Source organism: Cytophagaceae bacterium (assembly GCA_016722655.1).
In the GTDB taxonomy this organism is placed as follows: domain Bacteria; phylum Bacteroidota; class Bacteroidia; order Cytophagales; family Spirosomataceae; genus Leadbetterella.
The window spans coordinates 1,576,379-1,597,046 of record JADKIR010000004.1; the positions used below are offsets into that span (position 1 = coordinate 1,576,379).

Below are 20,668 nucleotides of genomic sequence, written 5' to 3' on the forward strand. Positions count from 1 at the left end.
TTAAAAGAAAGAAAAATCAGGATGAATGGATTATTTTATTTTTCCTCTCCGAGCACCCACCTTACAGCCTCAGCTTTAGAGTTGACTCCAATTTTGCTGTAAATATTTTTTAAGTGTGTTCTTACGGTATGAGGACTTATAAACATGGCATCGGAAATATCGGTATAGCTGAACCCGTTGGTAAATGCCAATAAAATTTCAGTCTCTCGTTTTGAGAGTATATCTGATTTCAGAGTTTTCTTATTCTCGGATTCTTTGGCACCTGAATCATCAAATTGAAGGTTTTTATAAACTTCTGTTGCCAGGCCAAAGCTTACCACTGCAATGTACCAAACCATTGAAACCGAATATAATTGGGGCATGGTAAACCAGAAATCATTAAATAAAAACGATAAGAACCTGGGTGCCAGATAAACCAGCCAACCCGGAATCATCGCCACTAAAAACCATCTGGCGAGCTTATTCTCTTTTCCTATTTTAAGTAAAATCAACAGCATCACAATATTCATGAGCATTGCACCTATTCTGATGGTCATACCTATTGTCTTTACAGTCAAATTATCAATGTAACCATACCAAAGTGGCGAGAAAAACATTATTATTCCTTCGATGATTCCGACCAAAAACAGGATTCTGAAGATTGTAAAAAGACGTTCGTTTTTTGTTATTTCCAGCTGAAAAACAGAACTGAATATCCGGTAATTGCTCAGCTGAAATCCAAAATAGATTAAATAATGGAAGTTGAGATAATTGTTTTGGAAAAAAAAAGTGGAATAGGATTTTCCAAAAAAGTAACCTTCCAGAAAAAAATATAATGTAGCAAATAATGCTGCCGAAACCGCAAATACGCCGAATGGCCTAAGCTTGAAAACACCAAAAATAATAAGATTGAGCAAAACTAAAATCGCGATAAAACCAAAAATCAATCCATTTAACAAGGCCTGATTTTCTCTGAACGCTGTCAGGCCGGCTTCATCAAACAACCTGATGGGAAATTTAGCCGGATTCAGACTAGTAATTCCCGAAATGTATATTTCCTTTTGCCCAATATTCTCAATATTAAATGTTGGAAACCTAAATGACACTTCTCTTTCAGAAAACAAAGTCCCCGGTTTGATTGTGTTAATTTTTGACGAATCCTTGTAGATTTTTATTTCATCGAAAACTGGATTCTGAATCAGCAAATATTTTTTTCCTTTCAAAGATTCAGGTTTCAAAATTACCCAAGCCTTAAACTTTCCCCATCCAAGGTTCGGAATAATTCCTTCAGAAAGAGAAAAGTTCTTTGTCGTAAGTTCCTCAGGATGTTTTTTGAAGTCATAATCCTGGTAAACAGCATATCGGGTACCCTTATCAATGGACTGGGAATTGACATTAAAAAAGATCAGTAAAAAACTGAAAAACAACACATTAAACTTAGAAAACACTAAAATACCACAATTGAGGTATTGACTTTTTATGCTTTTAGGTATCAATTTCGGGTCAATAGTTTTGGCTAATTTCTAAAAACCCAATGAATAATCAAGCAGACAGTCCCAATGATTTATTTTACGGCCTTGGAATAGAATTTTATGAAGAATCTTTTACCATGCCAATTGTTAAAGCTGCTGCTTTTGAAATTCAGGATTTTTTTCGGTTAAAAAATATAAAACCCAACGAAAAACTAAAAAGAAAAACTTTGGCATGGATGTATTTCAGACAACACCATATGTTGAGTTTAGTAAAAAGACCAAAACTTTTCGAAAGATTAATGTTATGGATGATTTTCAAAATAAATGGTTTTAAAATATGAAGAAACTATTATTATCAATAATGCTATTTCCGGTATTGATTTATGGCCAGAATCAAGTTTTGCAAAGCAATAATACTAGCTTTACTATTACCCCCGAAGGTATTTTGAGCAGTAAATCAAATTCACCCGAAAACCTTAGACTCGGCTTTGATGCTCTCAAAAACAACACTCAGGGCTATAATATAGCATTTGGAAATAGTGCCATGGCCAATGGAACTGGCGGCACATTTAATATTGCGATTGGAAGCTCAAGTTTATATGGAAACTCCGGTAAATTTAATGTTGGTATTGGAGGGGGTATTTTGAATAGTGCTACGGCGGGCAGTTATAACACTGCCGTTGGAAATTCAGCTCTGGGAATAACTTACGGAAGTAAAAATACCGCAATTGGTTATCAGGCAGGATATGGCACTATTGATAGTCCCGATTCCTCAGGAGTGTATATCGGCTATCAGGCTGGAAAAAATGAGCCGGGAAGCAACAAGTTATACATTTCAAATAATGATACACCAGATCCTCTCATTTGGGGAGATTTTTGGGATAAAAAATTGGCTTTTCACGGAAACGTCGGGATAAATACCAAAGACCCACAACAAAAACTTCAGATTGACAACGGAGGAATCAGGCTCAGAAACACTTCTGACAATAAAAACTGGGAGTGGAATTATGATGAAACCAACAATTACACCTATTTTGATGAATTTGGGGTTGGCAGAAAATTATTTATTAGAAACGGCTCAAATCCTTTGGTAGGAATTGGAGTGGCTCCTAATTACAATTTACATATCAGATCCAACAACCCTAATACCAATATGTTTATCGATAACGCAGGTGGTGGAATGGAATTTTCGGCGGCTTTCTCCGAATCTTCAATAAACCAAACTTCCGGACGATTTTCCTTAAAAACCAATACGCTTGACAGGCTTACAATATTTCCCACAACCTTAAGAATCGGCTTAAATGTACCCAGTGGTGTCAACACCTTAGATCATGCCCTTGTTGTTTATGATGCCTCTACCGAATACTATTCAAGCATTAGAATAATACCAACAAACTGGCAGGCACAATCGGTTGCTTTGATGGCCTTTGGCGATTTAAATCACTATATAAAAAGTACCCATAGTGTAGGCTTGCAGATTCACGATGTAAACAGGATTAAACTTACCGGCTCAAATGTAGGAATAGGAGACTCAGAGCCGGATACGAAATTAGAAGTTGACGGTTACACTATGTTAGGGTCTGATGCTCCAAAAATAAAAACCAAATTTTATGAAGAAAACGCCCTGATGCCAGCCATATTAAGAACCTCAGTAAATGAAGGTGGTGTGGAATTATATGATCTGGGTATTTCTTCTACCAGAATTTTGGCCGTGAATATTTTTGTGGATTATGGTAGCCAGCCTTTGACTGCCCTTAGATCTGATGACTTGGTGCCACCTTCTTATTCTGCCACCAACGGTTATCAGTTTGATTATGTGTTAAATGGGAATACTATTGAAATCAAAAATCACCCTACCAATTCAGAAAATATACTCGGGAAATACGTAAGAATATTTATAACCTACAGAGAATAAATCTTATTTCTAAATATGAAAACTATATTATTAATTCTGGTTTCAATGGCCACCTTTGCACAGATTGGTGCCAAAGTAAATTCAAATTCTTCAGGTGGAGTTCTGGGAGAATGGGTCAACACCCAGTTTGGCTACGAAATGAAGCTTAGCCTCAAAGCCGGTGGAAAGGGCGTCTTTGATGAAGAGGCGATATCTTATACAATTAGCGGAAATAAACTCCTGATCAAAGGGCCGGACACCAATGAATCTTACACCTATAAACTCTCTGGAAATAACCTTACCTTAAGTGGAGGAGACCTGGACGATGCCATCACTTTTACAAAATCATCAACGAGGCCCAGCCCGAAAACCGCTGCTGTACCTACAGAGAATCCTAAAACAGCGTCCGGTTCTAAAACAGAAAGTACTAAAATTGAAAAACTACTGGGTCAATGGACCACCGAAGGTGCAGATCTGGAGTTTAAAGCCAACGGAAAAGGAATGTACAATGGCAGCCCTTTTACCTACACTTTAAATGGCAATACCCTTACAAGTCGCGACCAGACCGGCGAGCATCAATTCTATGTGATGTTTGTGGGAAAAGCCCTATCTGTGACGGGCGAGGGGGTAAATGCCACCTTTGTACGTGGTCATGCAGGTTACAAGAGTTCGGGGCAAAATGCCACTTCTGCTGGTAATTCCAATCCAGGAACAGTTGACCAAAGTATTGCCGGTAAATGGTGTTATGTAAGTTCTCTTACCAATCCCAACGCAAGCAGTAGCTCAAGCCGATGCATCAATATCAATGCCAACGGCACCTATACTTATCAGGCCGAAAGCTCCATTTCGGGTTACGGAGGTGGCTACTATGGTGGCAGCTCGAGTCAATCGGCTGACAGTGGAACCTGGCGGCTCGCCGGAAACCGCATCTATGTCAACTCCCGAAATGAAGGCCAAAAAGTATATAGTTTCGAAAAAAGAAACCATCCCAAAAATGGTGACCCTATGATAATAATCGATGGGGATGCTTATGTAACCTATTATCAACGCAGACCCTGGTAAGCCATGACCAAAGAAGAATTAAAAGTCCGGCTTCAGGGCGAAAGATACCGTAAGCCCTCATTTTGGGATAAAAACTTCCCAAAGGCATTTTGGGGTTTGGGCTTATTATTACTGGCTTTGGCCTGTTTTACGGCCATCCATAATTACAATTTTATGCAAAAAGCCACAAAAACAATTGGTGAAGTGATCAGACTTGATGGTGGAAATTACCGACAAGGATATGCTCCGGTTGTTCAGTATATTGATGCTACAGGAAAAGCAAGGTTGTTTTATTCAACAGAATTTAGCCGTCCACCCAGATTTGAAATCGGTCAAAAAGTGTCCATATATTACAATAAAAAAGACCCCCAAGATGCCAGCATGGGTTTTTCCTGGTTATTCATTTTTGTGCTTTTAGGCTTAGGTATAGTATTTACTTTTTTCGGAATAATTTTTCAAAAATTTTTTAGCTCATGAAAACTATCGTATTATTATTATTCTCCCTGGCATCGTTTGGCCAGATAGTCACCCCCAAAAGCAGTGTCGATAAATTTTTCAAAGACATTGTTTCTATTGGAACCGATGAAGCAATTACCGAGGCTTTTTCCTCAAATAAATGGATGGCCCAAAATCAGGATGCAATCAAAAACCTTCAGGATCAGATGGCTACACTTACACCCGACACTTTTGGAAATTTTTACGGTCATGAGATTGTTAAAGAAAAGAAACTGGGCGAGAGCTACATGATGTATATCGTAATGGGTCGTTTTGACCGCCAGCCCATCAGGTTTACATTTGAGTTTTATAAACCTTCTACCAAATGGGTCCTGCATGGGCTTGCTTTTGATGTAAAAATGGAGGAGGAGTTTTGATTAAATTTTATGTAAAAATGACATATTGAAAAACAAAATATCAGCCATTTTGTCATTACAAGTTTAGGATAAATATAAAAAAATCGGCCATTTTGTCCTGAAAAATCATATGGAATAAGTTTTGTTCAATGCCAATCAAACAAATTTTGTAAAACATTAAAACAAAACAATATTATGAAAACGTTAGTAAGAAATTTCGACAATCTCAACTCATTCCCTGCTTTGTTCAACGAATTTTTCGGTGAACCTGCTTTAAGTAAATGGAACCCTGAGGTACCATCAGCCAACATTAAAGAAACTGAAGACAACTTCAAAATAGAACTGGCCGCTCCGGGGTACAAAAAAGATGCCTTCAAGGTAGAAGTGAATGAGCGTAACCTCACCATTTCGGCAGAAGAAAAAACCGAAAACGAAGAAAAAACCGAAAACTACATCAGAAAAGAATATAGCTTCGGTTCGTTCAAGAGATCTTTCAGGTTGCCGCAAACTGTCGATACCGATAAAATTGAGGCGGTGTATGAAGACGGCGTGTTAAATTTGGTGATTCCTAAAAAAGAAGAGGCCAAGCCAAAAGAACCAAAATTGATTTCGATAAATTAACAGATGTTTAAGGGAGAATAGTTTTGCACCTCGCCGGATTTCTGGTGGGGTGCTTTTTAGTTAATTTTTGTTAAGAACTTTATTCATACGTAAATTTTCTTTCAAAGAATTGCGTTATTGCTATATCAAAAAATAATTTTGTAAAAACATCAATCTGAAAATTATGAATTTAAGCAACTCTTGGAAAACAGCCCTCATTGCAGTGGCAGCAAGCGTAGCCACCATAGCCGGATACAAAGCCATAGATGGATACCGTAACGATGTGATAATCAACGAGGCAGGTTCGGGTAGAAATGGCTCTTTAGTAAATTTTGCAAATATGCCCGCCGGTCAGCCCGGTGATTTTACTTATGCTGCCGGTGCCTCAGCACCCGCCGTAGTACACATCAAGGCCAAGTCAACACGTACTGTTAGACAGATGCCTTCAATCTTTGATCAGTTTTTTGGAATGGATGAAGACTTCTTCGGTGGTCCGCGAACCCAAAATCAGGAGTCTTCGGGCTCGGGTGTTATCATCTCTGAAGATGGCTATATCGTGACTAACAATCACGTAGTAGATGGATCTTCCGAACTAGAGGTAATCACCTACAATAAAAAATCTTATGAGGCAACGGTAGTAGGTACCGACCCTTCAACAGATATTGCAGTGATAAAAATTGAAGAAAAAAGGCTTCCGACCATAACATTTGGCAACTCCGACGAAGTGAAAATCGGAGAATGGGTATTGGCTGTGGGTAATCCTTTTAACCTTGAATCAACAGTGACTGCAGGTATTATTAGTGCTATCGGACGAAATATCAATATTTTAGGGCAAAACCAGAGAGGTCAGAACTCCGATAAAAAATCAGATTCTCCTATTGAGTCATTTATCCAAACCGACGCTGCCGTAAATCCGGGAAACAGTGGTGGGGCTTTGGTAAACCTTAACGGACATTTGATTGGAATTAATACTGCCATCGCTTCGCCCAATGGTGCTTATGCAGGTTATGCATTTGCGGTGCCATCAAGTATCGTGAAAAAAGTTTCGACTGACCTGATAAAATTTGGCAATGTTCAGCGTGGTTTTGTAGGAATCGGGCCTGTGGAACTAAACAACAAAAACGCCAAAGAATTTGATGTGGATATTGATGAAGGTATTTATGTCGCAGAAGTAACCGAAGAAGGTGCTGCTAAAAAAGCTGGTATCAAAAAAGGCGATGTTATCACCAAAGTGGACGGAATTGACACTAAATCTGAGCCAAAATTCAGAGAATTGATCGGAAGGAAGCGTCCGGGTGAAAAAGTAGTTTTAACCATTAACCGCGACGGGGCAGTAAAAGACTATTCCGTTACTTTGAAAAATAATCAGGGAGGCGAAGGCTTGGTGAAAAAAGACCCTGAGCTATCAACAGCTTTCGGAAAAATGGGAATCAAACTGGAAGAGCTTTCTTCAAAAGACAAAGATAAATTAGGCACAAAATACGGAGTAAGAGTAGCGGAAGTTGATCCTGATGGGCTTTTGGCACAAAATGCCAACATTGAAGAAGGCTTCATCATCACCCGTGTAGGTAATGTGCGTGTGAGCTCTGCCAAAGAAGTGCGGGACCTCATCAATCAGGCACAAAAAAATGGTGACGAAGGGGTGCTCATATGCGGTATATACGAAGACCGCCCTAACCGCACCAGTTGTATCGGAATTCCTTTAGAATAATACAATTTCCAAATACATCCCTGCCCGGAGAAAAGCTGTTTCTTCGGGCATTTTTGTTTATATTTTTTCTAATTTTACTTTTCCCAAAAACTCAAAAGAAAATGAAATTTCGTGGCTGGAAAATCATCAGCATAATTCTTATTCCTGTTCAATGGTTGATATTCAAAATAGTTGCCTCAAATCACCAGTGGATAGAGTATAATTACACCCGCGGATTTTTCAGAATTTTCTCTGGTTTATTGCGAAAAGCCATGTCAAATTTTGATTTTTCGTTGGGTTTGATGTTGGTATATTTTTTTTCGGGACTACTAATATTGGGTTTTTTGAGGTTTTTAATATTGATTAGAAACAAAAAAAGGACTTTTAAGCGGTTGTTTATCAATATTTTGGCATATTTTTCTCCTTTGTATTTGTTTTTTATGCTTAGCTGGGGACTTGCATACCATAAGATGCCAATAGAAAAATTAATGAACCTTAACCGTGAAAATATTAGCAACCAGGAAGTGATTAACCTTTGTGAAGCTCTGATTGATTCCGTGAATATTGCGAGAAAACGGTTACATGAAAATGATATTGAAAAAACTTCCATCGAAACGGTATTTGACAAAGCACCCGAGGCTTACGAAAATTTGGCAATCAGGTATCCATTTTTAACTTATAAAAATCCTTCTATAAAAAAAGCAGCTGGAAGCACCTTGCTTTCATATATGAGCACAAGTGGTGTTTATATGTTTCCAACGGGTGAAGCCAACGTCAACGATTTGGGAATGATTTATGATTTGCCATTTGTTACCACGCACGAAATGGCCCATCAACTGGGTTTTGCATCAGAAGACGAAGCCAATTATTTGGCCTATTTGGCCTGTAAAAATCACCCCGACCCACTGTTCAGATATTCAGCCTATTATGGAACTACCTTCAGGGCATTGGGAAAAGTCTGGGAAATAGACAGTGTTTATTCCAAAAGACTTTATAATTTGCTTATCCCGCAGGTGCGAGGAGATTATGAAAAAGAAAAAAATCACTGGAAACAGTTCCAAAATCCAATCCAGCGGTATATTGTTTCACCTTTTTATGATCTTTTCCTCCGCTCCAATGGCGTGGAGCAGGGTTCCCGTTCTTATGATCTGGTGGTTGAGCTTTTGGTTGCTGAGAGGAGGAAACAGATTAATGGGAAAAAATAATTTAACCTGTTTTAAGGGTCATTCATGCTTTCTTGCCTTAGAAAACTTTCCTTAACCTCCAATTTCCTTAGCATTTTATTCATTATTTTTTCTTTCAAGTGTTTGATTTTGAGGTTAGTAGTGGTATTTTCATCTAAATTTCTTATCCATTATTCACAAAATTTATTTAAGTCTTTTATGAAAGATATTTAGAATTTGGCCGCTTTTAACTTCAAATAAGTACAAAGCAATTTTTTTTAATACATAAAATATGACTTTGCCAGGTATTCAAAATGAAGAATTGAGAAAAATCCAACCATAAAATGATTGGATTCTTAAATCTCATTATTGTGTTTAAATTTTTTTAAGGTTAACTTTTTTTGGCAAAAAACAAATTACATCAAACCCAGTAATTTGGCGTATTTCATCATTGCTCCCGGATTTGAAATTTTTATTTTACCCATCATCATGGCCATCATGGGGTTGGTGTCACCTTTAATGATTGACAACAGGTCGTCCTCTTTTGCAGTGATACTAACCTCAGCATCAGGAGCGAGGCCTTCGGCTTGAGTAATAGTTTTGTCTTTCACTATGATATGAACTTCTTTGCCTTTAAGGTCAAAATTTATTTTGGTATCAATACCCTCAATTTCGTCGGGATTGACTTTTGAACTAAGTTTTTCGAAATATTCCTGAAGTGTCATCTTTTGTTTTTTTTCAAAATTAATATTTAAATAGTTCCGCCGAAAACGATTTGGTATAAATAGGCGATTTATATGCAAAATGTTTTTTAAATCTAATGTAAAGTATTAATTTTAAAGCTATTAGTATAAATTGTTAATTTTATAAAAACATAAATGTGTAAGGTTAATAACCATAAAATAAGCAATTTCGTCACTCTGTTATAAAAAATAGCCTAAATTTGTACCGTCCCTTAATATGAAATTTCTGCAATAGCCATGAGTGAAAATTTAAACCAAAAAGTTACTTTTTTAAAAAAATCGGTCAAAATTGAAGAACTCTAAACTCAAACATCTAAAAGACGAGGAACTGGTAGCCTTGTATGTTGACACTCAAAGGAATACTTATTTCGAAGAGTTATACGACCGCTACGCCAATAAAGTATATCGAAAGTGTTATTCTTTTGTTTACGATCAGGAAAAAGCTCAGGATTTTACCCATGATATTTTTCTGAAATTGATTGTGAAAATCGGGACGTTCAAAGAAACCTCCAAGTTTTCGACCTGGCTGTATTCGATTACATATAATTATTGTATGGATCAGATCAGAGTCAAAAAGAAACAAAAAGAATATGCTCTAGACGAAAACTACGATATTGAAGATTCGGATGATTCGGGTTTAGTTGAATTACAAAGTCAGGGACTGCATAAGTCTCTGGAAAAAATGCCGAGTGATGAAAAAGCCTTGCTTTTGATGAAATATCAGGACGATTTTAGTATTAAAGAAATATCGGAGACACTGAAAATTTCGGAAAGTGCAGTGAAAATGAGGCTTTTAAGGAGTAAGGATAAACTCAGAAAGCTATATTTGGAAAACATGGCTGTATTTGCTCTGATAATTTTAAAAATTATATATTTATTGCGAAAATGAGCAATTTTGATGATTTCGAGGATGACGACACCATGATGGCCAAAGAAGCCCTCAAGGAGATGCTCGTGTCTGAGATTGAAATCATTCGGGACACACTTTCAATTGTAAATATGTTTTTTGGCGAAAACCTCAAAGCAGGGTTTAAGATGTTGCAAGAATTAGAACCAAATAAAATTAACGACAATAATGAACAGACTTCCTAACATTAAAGACATACTCATCAATACTTTTACCAAACTCATTGACCAATTTTCAACTTTCTTTTCTAACCTGGTCAGTGCGGTTGTGATTTTATTAGTAGGATGGATAATTGCAAAAACGGTTTCAATTCTAATCAGAAATGTGCTTTCCAAAGTTGGAATTGATAAAGTTGGGGACAAAATAAAAGAAATTGATGCCATCAAAAAGTTTAACCTTGATTTTAAACTTAGTAAAATTTTGGCAACTGTAGTTTATATTTTTGTCATGCTATTTCTGTCGGTTTCGGCAGCCGACACGCTTGGAGTACCGGCTATTAGCAATATGTTCTTGATGCTGGTAAACTTTATTCCTAAGCTGATTGTGGCCTCGGTAATGCTTTTAATTGGTCTTTTTGTCTCTGATTTGGCAAAAAATTTCGTCAATTCGCTTACCAAATCTTTCAATATTGCATCAGGAAAACTCATAGGTCTTGGTGTGTTTTTCTTTGTACTATTTATTTCGGTAATATTAGCACTTGGCCAGGCTGGTATCAATACATCTTTACTGGAGTCAAGTTTTAATATTTTGATAGCAGGAATAGTGCTGGCTTTCAGTATCGGTTATGGTTTTGCATCTAAAGACATCCTGCTAAATATTGTAAGCTCCTTTTATTCAAAAAACAAATATACTGAGGGTCAGATAGTTGAAATCAGCGGAGTAAAAGGTACAATCCAGAAAATGGACAACACAAGTATCGTTTTAGATACAGAAGAAGGAGAAACTATTTTTCCTTTGAAAGTTTTACAAAACGAAAAACTGGTTGTTTATAAAAAATAAATTTATAACTTAATTCTATAAAAATGAAAAAAAGTACACTTCTGGGATTATTCTTAATCTTATCATTATCAGTTCCTTATGCACAAAAACCTCAGCTTCTTAACAAGGAAGATTCCTTGAAATACGGCTGGTGGACAAGAAACACCCAATTGGCTGCCAATCTTAGCGGCTCGGCTTTCAGTCAAAACTGGCAAGGTGGTGGTGTTAACAATATTGTTTTAGGTGGAGTTTTTGGTAATAAATCAGATTTCTTTAAAGGTACTGGTGTTTGGACAAACGACATACAGTTACAATTAGGTACCCTTTCCAATTATTCGAAAGACAAACCTAAAGAAACCCGTAAAAACCTGGACCGACTTTTTGCAGAATCTAAGTACGCGAAGAAAATTAATCCAAAATTAAATTGGTTTGCTGGAGCTACTTTATTATCACAGATGATCAAAGGCTATGATTATTCCAATGAGAAACTTCCGATAATTTCCAATTTATTTGCTCCGGCATTTTTGACTCAGGGAATAGGTCTTGAGTACAAACCAAAATCATTTTTTTTCATATCATTGGGAGGTGCTACCTTACGTCAGACTATAGTAGCCAATCAAAAAGTTTGGGATTCTGAATATTATAAAGGAGCCGAAAAAATTTATGGCGTAGAAAGAGGTAAAAAACTTAGACTTGAAGGTGGTTTTCAGGCAGTGGCTTCATTTGACAAAAACCTGACTGAAAAAATCAATCTCAAATGGAGATGGCAAACATTTACCCCTTATACATTTAAAGCTTTTGACCATAACTTGTCGGCTTTGGCGTCTTATAAACTCAATAAGTACGTTAATCTCAATGCCACAGTGCTGGGAATTTATGACTGGGATCAAACCGGCCCCAAAGGCCTGAAACCCTGGCAAATAAATGGTGGAGCTAACCTTGGCTTCGCAGTACAATTGTAACTATATTTTTAACTTAAATAAAAAAAGCATGTTAAAAGAATTCAAAAATTTCATCATGACAGGCAATGTTATCGATTTGTCTGTTGCAGTTATTCTTGGTGCCGCTTTAAATGCCGTAATAAACGGTTTTGTGAAAGAAATCGCGATGCCTTTTGTTGGTCATTTTGTGGGAGGAGTTGATTTTGCCCAGCTCAAAATAGTGCTTGATGAGGCTGTAATTGATGCAACGGGGAAAGTAGTAACTCCAGAAAACTCGATCAACTATGGTTCCTGGCTCAACACCATCATCAATTTGGTAATGGTTGGTATAGTGTTGTTTATTATTGTAAAAGCATATAATAAAACCAAAAAACCTGTGGAAGCCCCAGCACCTGCCGGACCAAGCGAGATTGATCTTTTGACAGAGATAAGAGATGCCCTTAAAAAATAATATTTGGGTAAACTAAATACTAAAAAGGGGAAATCGAGAGACTTTTCCCCTTTTTTGTTTTCTTATAAATTAATTTCAAAACCATTGCTAATTTTTTTGGAATATATTATTAATTTTGATTACCGAAACATCATTAGTTTCTATACGTGCTTAAATAATAATTCTTAATCCGAAATGACCTCATTTAAACTTAAACGCCATCTGCATGGTGACAGGCAGATTTGGTTCATTCTTGTTCTTTTATCTGTAATCAGTATTTTGGTGGTTTACAGCTCTGTAAGTGCACTTGCTTATCGTAAAACCGATGGTAATACCGAGTTTTTTTTACTTAAACATTCGTTTTTTTTGGGATTGGGATTGTTTGTAACCTATGTAATTCACCGGTTTGATTTTACCCAATATTCAGGTCTTGCCACTATTTTTTTATGGATTACCCCATTTTTAATAATATATACTTTACTCTTCGGTGTAAGCGTGGGTGGGGCCCGCCGATGGGTTTCAATATTAGGTTTGTCTTTTCAAACTTCAGATTTTGTGAGGTTGGTGCTTATAACCAACCTTTCCGCAATGCTTGCACGCAGACAACACGTAGAGTATAAAGCAAGCGACCTTTGGTATATGATTACCTGGATTGGTCTTACAGTTGGGCTACTTTCAATTTCCAGTTTTTCTACTTCTGTCATTTTAGGAATTACATGTTTTTTGATAATGTGGATAGGTCGTGTTCCTAAAAGGTTTTTGTTCAGAATGGTGGCAGTGGTAGTGATGGGTGTTGTGGGGGTTTTAGCTTTAGGTTTAATTGCAAAAAGAGGTGCCAATATCGAAATCGGTCGTGTGCAGACAGTAATCGATCGTATGGAAAGCTTTGTCAACCATGACCTTGATGGTGACGGACTCACCGGAGGTGAACATGGAAGTTTAAGTGACCAGAAAAATTACGCTCTTATTGCTATTGCGAAAGGTGGGGTTTTTGGTATTGGTCCCGGAAACAGCAGCCAGAAAAATATCCTGCCCGATGCATTTTCTGATTTTATTTATTCCATCATTATAGAAGAATACGGCCTCATTGGCGGAATGGCGGTAATGCTACTTTACCTCTGGTTACTTTACCGGGGAGTTTTTAATATAGAATTTACCACCAGGGCATTCAGCGGTTTGCTGAGTGTGGGTCTTACTTTGAGTATCGTTTTGCAGGCATTTGCCCATATGTTTATCAATGTTGGCCTGGGCCCTGTGACGGGCCAGACACTCCCTTTAATCAGTATGGGAGGTACATCGGCATTGTTTACTTCAGTGGCAATAGGAATTGTTTTGAGTGTTACAAAAAACCATAATCCGGAAAAAAATGAAAAAACAGCTTAAAATTATCATTTCGGGAGGAGGTACCGGCGGTCATATTTTTCCGGCTGTTGCTATAGCCAATGAAATAAAACGTCAACGACCTGATACCGAAATACTTTTTGTTGGAGCCTTGGGAAAGATGGAAATGGAAAAAGTACCCAAAGCAGGCTACAACATTGTGGGTCTTCCGATTGCCGGATTCAACAGGTCAAACATGCTGGCAAATTTTTCATTTCCAATAAAACTCATAAAAAGCCTTCTGAAAGCTTATAGTGTCCTGAAAAATTTCAAGCCGGATATGGCCATCGGAGTTGGGGGGTTTGCAAGTGGCCCTACCCTTAGGATGGCCAATTTTTTAGGTATAAAAACACTCATTCAGGAGCAAAACTCTTATGCAGGAGTTACCAATAAGATTTTATCAAAAAAAGCACAGAAAGTATGTGTAGCTTATCCTGATATGGGTAAGTTTTTTCCGAATGAAAAAATAGTTTTTACCGGAAATCCTGTTCGTAGTGATTTGATTGATTCCAAAATCGACTCTGGTGAAGCCAGGAAGCATTTTGGTCTGGAGCCTGACCGCAAAACGCTTTTGATTGTGGGCGGAAGTCTCGGGGCATTGAGTGTCAATAAATCCATAGCAGCAGGCTTGCAGCAATTACTCAATCTTGATATTCAGATTATTTGGCAAACAGGAAAAACTTTTATTGATCAGGCAAAAGAGAAAGTCGGGAATTTACAGACTTCCAGAGTTTATGTTTCTGATTTTATTTATGAAATGGATCAGGCTTATGCCGCAGCTGATATCGTGATTTCAAGAGCTGGAGCATTATCTGTTTCGGAGCTTTCATTAGTAGCAAAACCGGCTATTTTGGTGCCTTATCCATTTGCTGCTGAAGACCACCAAACCCAAAATGCCCTCAGTTTATCTTCAAAAAATGCTGCAGTGCTTATAAAAGATTCGGAATTAAACGAAAAACTAATGGATACGGTAAGCGAATTGGTGGCAAATAAAGAGAAGCTCTCAGATTTGTCGGAAAATATTAAGAAATTTGCAAAACCTTTGGCTGCAAAAGAGATTGTGGACCAGATTTTCTCAATAACCGACAAGTGAAATGAAAGTATTTTTATCCGAAAATAACGTTGACTACGGCACTTATACTTTCAACTATGCGGTATATGCCGTAAAAGAATCCCAGGCTGAACTCACTGAGATTTATGACAAAGGATTTCTCCCTTATACCGGCAATATCGCGATCGAAAATGAGTTGTTTTACCTTGCCCGAAGCTTAAGAGTTGACCTTGAAAACTTTGATGATACTTCGGAAAACCGACGTGTTAACCGACTGGTAGAGCCTTTGGAAATCAAAGTGGAAGTTATTGAGAAAGATAAGTTTGACCTCAATGCACCTGAGTTCAGAGACTTTTGTGCGGGATATATCAATGAGCGAATCGGTGAAGACAACATGAGCCTGGAACGTTGGGATTATATTTTGAAACAAACCACAGGTACCCATATTTTCAGGTTTTCTAATTCCGAAAAAGTGCTGGGATATGTTTTGGCTGCTATTAACGACAAACTGGTGCATTATTGGTTTGCGTTTTTTGACACTGAATATATGCGTACCCACTCACTTGGAAAATGGATGATGTGGAGAGTAATCAGATGGAGTAAGGAAAATGGCAAAAAGTATATCTATTTGGGTACAGCCTACAAACCTGCTGCATTGTACAAAATCAGGGACCACAAAGGCCTGGAATTTTGGGATGGAAGCAAATGGAATCAGGATAATAAAACCCTGAAAGAATGGTGCCAGACGGATCTGGAAACTAAAGAAGCCGACAGGTTTAAACTTTTAGCAGAACCTAATAAATTTTTGGAGATGTTATGAAAATGCCCGATTTAAAAAAACCAATACGCTATATTCTGGCCGCCGTATTTGTAGGCGTGGCAGCGTTTTTGGTTTTTGCGGCAACCAAAAACAACTCATCAAGAAGATGTAAGGGTTTGGAAATCAACATAAAAGAGGCTTCTGAGCAGGTAATGGTTACCAAAGCCGATATTGAAAAATGGGTGACTCAATACGGAAACGACCCCTATGAGGGAAAAATTATCGAAAAAGTTGATCTGGCAAAAGTTGAAAAAAATATTCTGGAGAGTGGTTACATTGCTAGCTGTCAGGCGTATTTTGATTTACAGGGATACCTCAATCTTGATGTGGAGGTTTACCGGCCGGTGGCAAGAATTCTTGGAAATGCCCAACCTGACCGTTTTATCGATTCAAAAGGCAATATTTTCCCGGTTTCTCCCCATTTTAGCCCTAATGTGCTTTTGATTAGTGGTGATTTTTTTGAGGCAAGAAGACATTTGAAACAAAAACAAAATGAGGACCTGGTGTATCTTTTAAATATTTTGGATCAGGATGAATTCTGGAAAGCACAGATTCACCAGTTGGATATCAATAGATTTAAGGAGATAAAAATGCTTCCACTTTTAGGTAATCATATTATCGAATTTGGTAGACCGGAAAAAGCAGAAAGTAAACTTAGGAAGTTGATGATATTTTACACCCAGATACTCCCCCAAAAGAAATGGAGCGGGTTTTCTAATGTAAGTGTAAAATACGAGGGTCAAATAGTATGTAATTGAGTGATTTTAAATAAGTTTGTGATAAAATAATAGGATTTTATAAAATTAAATCTGACATGGAAGAGGAAAATTACGTTGTAGGACTCGATATAGGTGCATCTAAAGTAAGTGCAGCGGTAGGTGAAATACAATCCGACGGCAGTTTGAAAATAGTTGGTTTTCATGAAAAATCTGTTTTCCCCGAGGATGAAGCCATTAAAAATGGTGAAATAGAAAATGCAAAACGCACTACCGAGCTTATTGATGAAGTTCTGCAGGAATTGTCTGATAATCTTGATTTTAACCTTGAATCAGTGAATGTCAACTATGCCAATCCCGATATTTCAGGTCATTCGCACAAAGGAAAAGTTACCAAGTCTGGTGACAACAAACAGATTCAGCAAGCCGATGTCGACAAGCTTATCAACGATGTGAGGGTAACTTTTAAAACTCAACCGGGCAGAGTGGTATTGCATTGTATGCCTCAGGATTTTTATGTCAACGACGTAAAAGCCGGAGAAAAAGTGGTGGGAAAATTTGGAGTTCAGATTGGAGGTGATTTTTATTTTCTTACCTCAAAAAATGAGAGCCTTTCCAATTATTATTACACCCTAAAAAATGTAACTCCAAAATCAAATGCCGCTAAACTTCCTCACATTGAGGTAGATAACCTATTGTTGAGTCCCGTGGCAGATGCTTTTTCGGTTTTGGATCATACCATTGACGACAAAAGAAACGGCGTGGCTATTGTGAATGTCGGAGCTGATCTTACAGAAATCTGTATTTTTCATAAAAATGGCCTTAGATATTTCAAAGCGATTCCTATTGCCGGAAATCACATTACACAGGACCTTCGTGATGCCTTTCATATCAATTATGAAGAAGCAGAAGTTCTCAAGAAAATATGCGGAAATCTTCCTTCGGCCAGTATTTCTGAAAATGAGGTGGCTGTAATTGAAAGAAAAAATGACCTTGCTTCTATTGAGGTATTATTAAAAAATGCCTCTTTGGTTGTGGAGTGGCGTTTAAAAGAAATTGCCGCCATTATCAAAAGTGAAATCACCCGCTCTGGCTTTGATGGTTTACTTACCAACGGTATCATTCTTACAGGGGGTACTGCTTCAATGGGTATTGCGAAAGATGTATTTGTGGAAGTTTGTAAAATAAAAAGTGTTCGCAGAGCCAAAATATCTTCAAAAATAGATTTGAATGGTTTTGAAATGCTTCGCAGGCCAAAATATTCCACACTTTTGGGTCTTTTACTGGCTTCAAATCAGGAATTTGACAGCCGCATGAGCAATCACATTCTAAAACACGCAACCGTTGTTGAGCCTCAGGTTGAAAAATTTGAAAAACCTGAAACCAATAGTGCCAAAAAAGATAAAGATATCAAACCACCTAAAAGGCCATTGTTTGAAAGAATCAAAGTAATGTTGACCGATGAAAAAGACCCAATGAATGATATTTATTAACCTTGTGCTTAATTAAAAGATTTTTTTATGATTACTGAACCTAGCTACGAGTTGGAATTTAAAGCCGAAATGCCCAAAATCATTAAGGTGATTGGGGTTGGTGGTGGTGGTGGAAACGCCATGCTCAATATGTACCAGCAGGGAGTCCATAATGTTGACTTTGTTGCCTGTAATACCGACCAGCAAGCATTGAAACAATTTCCCGATGAGGTAATTAAAATTCAGTTGGGTGCCGAATTGACCAAAGGTCTGGGTGCTGGAACCGACTGGAAAGTAGGTAAACAGGCAGCCATTGAAAGTGAAAAAGCAATCACAGATATACTCGAAGATCCCACCGAGATGGTATTTATTACCGCCGGTATGGGTGGAGGAACCGGTACTGGTGCTGCTCCGGAAATAGCACGCCTTGCCAAAGCAAAAAATCGTTTAACAATAGGAGTTGTAACAGACCCTTTCCGTCACGAAGGGTACGATAAATTTGAACAGGCAACCAATGGTATTGCAAAACTGAAAGAATTTTGTGATACAGTTTTGGTTATAAAAAATGACCGTTTGGTTGAAATGTATGGCGATCTCGACATCGAGTCTGCCTACAAAAAAGCCGATGAAGTTTTGGCCAATGCGGTGAAAAGTATAGCTGAGCTTATAACCCGACCCGGGATTGTAAACCTTGACTTTGCTGATGTTAAAACTGTCCTGGGTGATGCAGGGCATGCTGTAATGGGCTCAGCGGAAGCTGCGGGTTCTGACCGTGCCTCTTTGGCCATTGAGGCTGCTTTGAATTCGCCACTTCTAGAAAACAACAACATCAAGGGAGCCAAGCGAATTCTGGTATCAATAGCTTATTCTGACGAACTGCCCGAATACAAAATCAAAATGTCGGATCAGGCAAAAGTTACTGATTTTGTAGAAAGTCAGATAAAATCCAGGGCAAAAATATTCAAACACGGTTTTGCAATTGATCGCTCTTTAAAAGACAAAGTGAGGGTTACGATTGTGGCTGCAAGATTTGATGAAAACCTGATTGAAGAGAATAATGAAAAACCGGCCATAAAAACTGTTTTGCCTAAATCAGAAGTTGGAAAAGGTCTGGATGCTGTTTTGCCGGAAAAGCCATCCAGAATTGTAATACCAAAATCAACTAATCAAATCAGTCTTTTTGAGCAGGAAGATAAGCTGATTAGCAGAATTCAGAACATGGTAAAATATGGCCCGGATTTCAATGAGCTCAATGAAGGGCCTGCCTATAAAAGATACGGAGTTAGCCTGATAGATTTTGATTCCATCAAGGAAGAGAACATGGAAAAAATTGAGCTTTTTGACATGTACACCGAGCTTTGCAACCAAAAATTGATTGATTGAAAAAACTAATTCTTAATAGTAATTTCTGAACTCCGGTTATTGCCGGAGTTTTTTGTTTTTATTTTCTCAATCCTCAAAAATTATCTGTAATTTCAACCCGTTTTCAACCATTTCTTTATTGCAAATATTAAACTTCCACTGGCTCTAAATAAACCTTAAATAGAAAATAAAATGAAATACAGAAAATTTGGAAGAACCGGCTGGATGGTAAGCGAAATGGGCTACGGTATGTGGGGTATGGCGGGCTGGACAGGCTCAGAAGAAACCGAAGTCAATGCCGCCCTCGACAGAGCAATAGACCTCGGTTGCAATTTTTTTGATACCGCATGGGCCTATGGTAATGGTAAAAGTGAAGAAATCCTGAATAGAACCCTCAAAAGAAATTCAGGCAAGAAACTTTATGTGGCAACCAAAATTCCACCAAAGAATCGTATCTGGCCCTCAAAAAGAGGTTCTAATATCGCAGACGTTTTTCCTGCTGATTACATTGTCGAATACACAGAAAGTAGTCTGAGAAACCTGGGAGTGGAATGCATCGATTTGCAGCAGTTTCATGTGTGGGAAGACGAATGGGCCTCTCAGGACGAATGGAAAAACACTATAGAAAAACTCACCAGGGAAGGTAAAGTTAAAGCCTGGGGGATAAGTGTAAACCGTTGGGAGCCGGATAATTCACTCGAAACCATAAAAACCGGACTTATTGACTCAGTACAAGTGATTTACAACATTTTTGATCAGGCACCTGGAGACAACCTTTTGCCACTTTGTCGGGAAAAGGATATTGCTGTGATTGCCCGTGTTCCATTTGACGAAGGCACACTTACTGGAACTTTCACCAAAGAAACTACTTTTCCTGAAAATGATTGGCGTTCAAAATATTTTGTGCCCGAAAACCTCATTTCTAGCGTAGAACATGCCGATGCCCTCAAGCCATTGATCCCTCAGGATATGTCGATGGCCCAAATGGCTCTCAGGTTTATTCTGGCCAATCCCGACATTTCTACTATCATTCCCGGTATGCGGCGTATCAAAAACGTGGAAATCAATATGGGCTGTAGTGATGGTCTTGGTCTTGATGCTGACTTACTTTCTGAGCTCAAAAAGCATCGTTGGGATCGTGTTCCTACAGAGTGGAGTATGTGACATTATAATTCCTT

Annotated in this window: 22 protein-coding genes; 20 read left to right on the top strand and 2 right to left on the bottom strand. The window is 37.9% G+C overall.

Going from position 1 to position 20,668, the window contains the following annotated elements; translation table 11 throughout:
• Nucleotides 1–35 precede the first annotated feature (35 nt).
• A complete protein-coding gene (locus IPP61_07260; protein ID MBL0324964.1) occupies nucleotides 36–1,475 on the bottom strand; it encodes a hypothetical protein in 1,440 nt (479 codons plus the stop codon).
• Nucleotides 1,476–1,513: 38 nt separating this feature from the next.
• On the opposite strand from IPP61_07260, the gene IPP61_07265 reads away from it, so the two are divergent.
• The 8 genes from IPP61_07265 (at nucleotide 1,514) to IPP61_07300 (ending at nucleotide 8,732) form a co-directional block, all read left to right on the top strand.
• Entirely contained in the window at nucleotides 1,514–1,792 is a 279-nt protein-coding gene (locus IPP61_07265; protein ID MBL0324965.1) for a hypothetical protein, read from the top strand.
• Nucleotides 1,789–3,366 carry a hypothetical protein gene (locus IPP61_07270; protein MBL0324966.1) on the top strand — a complete coding sequence of 526 codons (1,578 nt, stop codon included), beginning with the start codon at nucleotides 1,789–1,791 and terminating at the stop codon, nucleotides 3,364–3,366. The genes IPP61_07265 and IPP61_07270 overlap by 4 nt, the downstream gene beginning before the upstream one ends.
• Before the next feature lie 15 nt (nucleotides 3,367–3,381).
• Complete coding sequence (locus IPP61_07275; protein MBL0324967.1) at nucleotides 3,382–4,407, top strand: hypothetical protein; 1,026 nt, start codon at nucleotides 3,382–3,384, stop codon at nucleotides 4,405–4,407.
• A 3-nt stretch (nucleotides 4,408–4,410) separates the two neighbouring features.
• Nucleotides 4,411–4,863, top strand: coding sequence for a DUF3592 domain-containing protein (locus IPP61_07280; protein MBL0324968.1), 453 nt, complete (start codon nucleotides 4,411–4,413; stop codon nucleotides 4,861–4,863).
• Nucleotides 4,860–5,258, top strand: coding sequence for a hypothetical protein (locus IPP61_07285; GenBank protein ID MBL0324969.1), 399 nt, complete (start codon nucleotides 4,860–4,862; stop codon nucleotides 5,256–5,258). The genes IPP61_07280 and IPP61_07285 overlap by 4 nt, the downstream gene beginning before the upstream one ends.
• A 174-nt stretch (nucleotides 5,259–5,432) precedes the next feature.
• On the top strand, nucleotides 5,433–5,858 hold the full coding sequence (locus IPP61_07290) for an Hsp20/alpha crystallin family protein (GenBank protein ID MBL0324970.1): 426 nt from the start codon (nucleotides 5,433–5,435) through the stop codon (nucleotides 5,856–5,858).
• Nucleotides 5,859–6,021: 163 nt separating this feature from the next.
• Nucleotides 6,022–7,548 (top strand): Do family serine endopeptidase, encoded by a 1,527-nt coding sequence (locus IPP61_07295; protein MBL0324971.1) that lies wholly within the window; start codon nucleotides 6,022–6,024, stop codon nucleotides 7,546–7,548.
• A gap of 101 nt (nucleotides 7,549–7,649) precedes the next feature.
• Complete coding sequence (locus IPP61_07300; GenBank protein MBL0324972.1) at nucleotides 7,650–8,732, top strand: DUF3810 domain-containing protein; 1,083 nt, start codon at nucleotides 7,650–7,652, stop codon at nucleotides 8,730–8,732.
• A 374-nt stretch (nucleotides 8,733–9,106) separates the two neighbouring features.
• Here IPP61_07300 and IPP61_07305 read toward each other — a convergent pair whose 3' ends face one another.
• A complete protein-coding gene (locus IPP61_07305) occupies nucleotides 9,107–9,415 on the bottom strand; it encodes an SCP2 sterol-binding domain-containing protein (protein ID MBL0324973.1) in 309 nt (102 codons plus the stop codon).
• 307 nt (nucleotides 9,416–9,722) lie between these two features.
• Here IPP61_07305 and IPP61_07310 point away from each other — a divergent pair, with 307 nt between their 5' ends.
• The 12 genes from IPP61_07310 (at nucleotide 9,723) to IPP61_07365 (ending at nucleotide 20,654) form a co-directional block, all read left to right on the top strand.
• On the top strand, nucleotides 9,723–10,322 hold the full coding sequence (locus IPP61_07310) for an RNA polymerase sigma factor (GenBank protein ID MBL0324974.1): 600 nt from the start codon (nucleotides 9,723–9,725) through the stop codon (nucleotides 10,320–10,322).
• Nucleotides 10,319–10,525 carry a hypothetical protein gene (locus IPP61_07315; protein MBL0324975.1) on the top strand — a complete coding sequence of 69 codons (207 nt, stop codon included), beginning with the start codon at nucleotides 10,319–10,321 and terminating at the stop codon, nucleotides 10,523–10,525. Before IPP61_07310 ends, IPP61_07315 begins: the two co-directional genes overlap by 4 nt.
• Nucleotides 10,509–11,339, top strand: a complete 831-nt coding sequence (locus tag IPP61_07320; protein ID MBL0324976.1) for a mechanosensitive ion channel — start codon at nucleotides 10,509–10,511, stop codon at nucleotides 11,337–11,339. Before IPP61_07315 ends, IPP61_07320 begins: the two co-directional genes overlap by 17 nt.
• A gap of 23 nt (nucleotides 11,340–11,362) precedes the next feature.
• Nucleotides 11,363–12,280 carry a DUF3078 domain-containing protein gene (locus IPP61_07325; protein ID MBL0324977.1) on the top strand — a complete coding sequence of 306 codons (918 nt, stop codon included), beginning with the start codon at nucleotides 11,363–11,365 and terminating at the stop codon, nucleotides 12,278–12,280.
• Between the two features lie 28 nt (nucleotides 12,281–12,308).
• Nucleotides 12,309–12,710, top strand: coding sequence for a large conductance mechanosensitive channel protein MscL (mscL, locus tag IPP61_07330; GenBank protein ID MBL0324978.1), 402 nt, complete (start codon nucleotides 12,309–12,311; stop codon nucleotides 12,708–12,710).
• 174 nt (nucleotides 12,711–12,884) lie between these two features.
• Nucleotides 12,885–14,072 carry an FtsW/RodA/SpoVE family cell cycle protein gene (locus tag IPP61_07335; protein MBL0324979.1) on the top strand — a complete coding sequence of 396 codons (1,188 nt, stop codon included), beginning with the start codon at nucleotides 12,885–12,887 and terminating at the stop codon, nucleotides 14,070–14,072.
• Nucleotides 14,056–15,162, top strand: a complete 1,107-nt coding sequence (murG, locus tag IPP61_07340) for an undecaprenyldiphospho-muramoylpentapeptide beta-N-acetylglucosaminyltransferase (protein ID MBL0324980.1) — start codon at nucleotides 14,056–14,058, stop codon at nucleotides 15,160–15,162. Before IPP61_07335 ends, murG begins: the two co-directional genes overlap by 17 nt.
• Nucleotide 15,163: 1 nt before the next feature.
• Nucleotides 15,164–15,940 carry a GNAT family N-acetyltransferase gene (locus IPP61_07345; GenBank protein MBL0324981.1) on the top strand — a complete coding sequence of 259 codons (777 nt, stop codon included), beginning with the start codon at nucleotides 15,164–15,166 and terminating at the stop codon, nucleotides 15,938–15,940.
• Between the two features lie 2 nt (nucleotides 15,941–15,942).
• On the top strand, nucleotides 15,943–16,698 hold the full coding sequence (locus IPP61_07350; protein ID MBL0324982.1) for a hypothetical protein: 756 nt from the start codon (nucleotides 15,943–15,945) through the stop codon (nucleotides 16,696–16,698).
• 56 nt (nucleotides 16,699–16,754) lie between these two features.
• On the top strand, nucleotides 16,755–18,149 hold the full coding sequence (ftsA, locus tag IPP61_07355) for a cell division protein FtsA (protein ID MBL0324983.1): 1,395 nt from the start codon (nucleotides 16,755–16,757) through the stop codon (nucleotides 18,147–18,149).
• Nucleotides 18,150–18,176: 27 nt separating this feature from the next.
• Nucleotides 18,177–19,511 carry a cell division protein FtsZ gene (gene ftsZ / locus IPP61_07360; protein ID MBL0324984.1) on the top strand — a complete coding sequence of 445 codons (1,335 nt, stop codon included), beginning with the start codon at nucleotides 18,177–18,179 and terminating at the stop codon, nucleotides 19,509–19,511.
• A 171-nt stretch (nucleotides 19,512–19,682) separates the two neighbouring features.
• Nucleotides 19,683–20,654, top strand: coding sequence for an aldo/keto reductase (locus IPP61_07365; protein MBL0324985.1), 972 nt, complete (start codon nucleotides 19,683–19,685; stop codon nucleotides 20,652–20,654).
• Nucleotides 20,655–20,668 lie beyond the last annotated feature (14 nt).

Excerpts from the sequence above, each read along its gene's own strand:
- IPP61_07265 (MBL0324965.1), top strand. The coding sequence starts at position 1,514 with ATGAATAATCAAGCAGACAGTCCCAATGATTTATTTTACGGCCTTGGA.
- IPP61_07270 (MBL0324966.1), top strand. The coding sequence starts at position 1,789 with ATGAAGAAACTATTATTATCAATAATGCTATTTCCGGTATTGATTTAT.
- IPP61_07275 (MBL0324967.1), top strand. The coding sequence starts at position 3,382 with ATGAAAACTATATTATTAATTCTGGTTTCAATGGCCACCTTTGCACAG.
- IPP61_07280 (MBL0324968.1), top strand. The coding sequence starts at position 4,411 with ATGACCAAAGAAGAATTAAAAGTCCGGCTTCAGGGCGAAAGATACCGT.
- IPP61_07285 (MBL0324969.1), top strand. The coding sequence starts at position 4,860 with ATGAAAACTATCGTATTATTATTATTCTCCCTGGCATCGTTTGGCCAG.
- IPP61_07290 (MBL0324970.1), top strand. The coding sequence starts at position 5,433 with ATGAAAACGTTAGTAAGAAATTTCGACAATCTCAACTCATTCCCTGCT.
- IPP61_07295 (MBL0324971.1), top strand. The coding sequence starts at position 6,022 with ATGAATTTAAGCAACTCTTGGAAAACAGCCCTCATTGCAGTGGCAGCA.
- IPP61_07300 (MBL0324972.1), top strand. The coding sequence starts at position 7,650 with ATGAAATTTCGTGGCTGGAAAATCATCAGCATAATTCTTATTCCTGTT.
- IPP61_07305 (MBL0324973.1), bottom strand. The coding sequence starts at position 9,415 with ATGACACTTCAGGAATATTTCGAAAAACTTAGTTCAAAAGTCAATCCC.
- IPP61_07315 (MBL0324975.1), top strand. The coding sequence starts at position 10,319 with ATGAGCAATTTTGATGATTTCGAGGATGACGACACCATGATGGCCAAA.
- IPP61_07320 (MBL0324976.1), top strand. The coding sequence starts at position 10,509 with ATGAACAGACTTCCTAACATTAAAGACATACTCATCAATACTTTTACC.
- IPP61_07325 (MBL0324977.1), top strand. The coding sequence starts at position 11,363 with ATGAAAAAAAGTACACTTCTGGGATTATTCTTAATCTTATCATTATCA.
- mscL (MBL0324978.1), top strand. The coding sequence starts at position 12,309 with ATGTTAAAAGAATTCAAAAATTTCATCATGACAGGCAATGTTATCGAT.
- IPP61_07335 (MBL0324979.1), top strand. The coding sequence starts at position 12,885 with ATGACCTCATTTAAACTTAAACGCCATCTGCATGGTGACAGGCAGATT.
- murG (MBL0324980.1), top strand. The coding sequence starts at position 14,056 with ATGAAAAAACAGCTTAAAATTATCATTTCGGGAGGAGGTACCGGCGGT.
- IPP61_07345 (MBL0324981.1), top strand. The coding sequence starts at position 15,164 with ATGAAAGTATTTTTATCCGAAAATAACGTTGACTACGGCACTTATACT.
- IPP61_07350 (MBL0324982.1), top strand. The coding sequence starts at position 15,943 with ATGCCCGATTTAAAAAAACCAATACGCTATATTCTGGCCGCCGTATTT.
- ftsA (MBL0324983.1), top strand. The coding sequence starts at position 16,755 with ATGGAAGAGGAAAATTACGTTGTAGGACTCGATATAGGTGCATCTAAA.
- ftsZ (MBL0324984.1), top strand. The coding sequence starts at position 18,177 with ATGATTACTGAACCTAGCTACGAGTTGGAATTTAAAGCCGAAATGCCC.
- IPP61_07365 (MBL0324985.1), top strand. The coding sequence starts at position 19,683 with ATGAAATACAGAAAATTTGGAAGAACCGGCTGGATGGTAAGCGAAATG.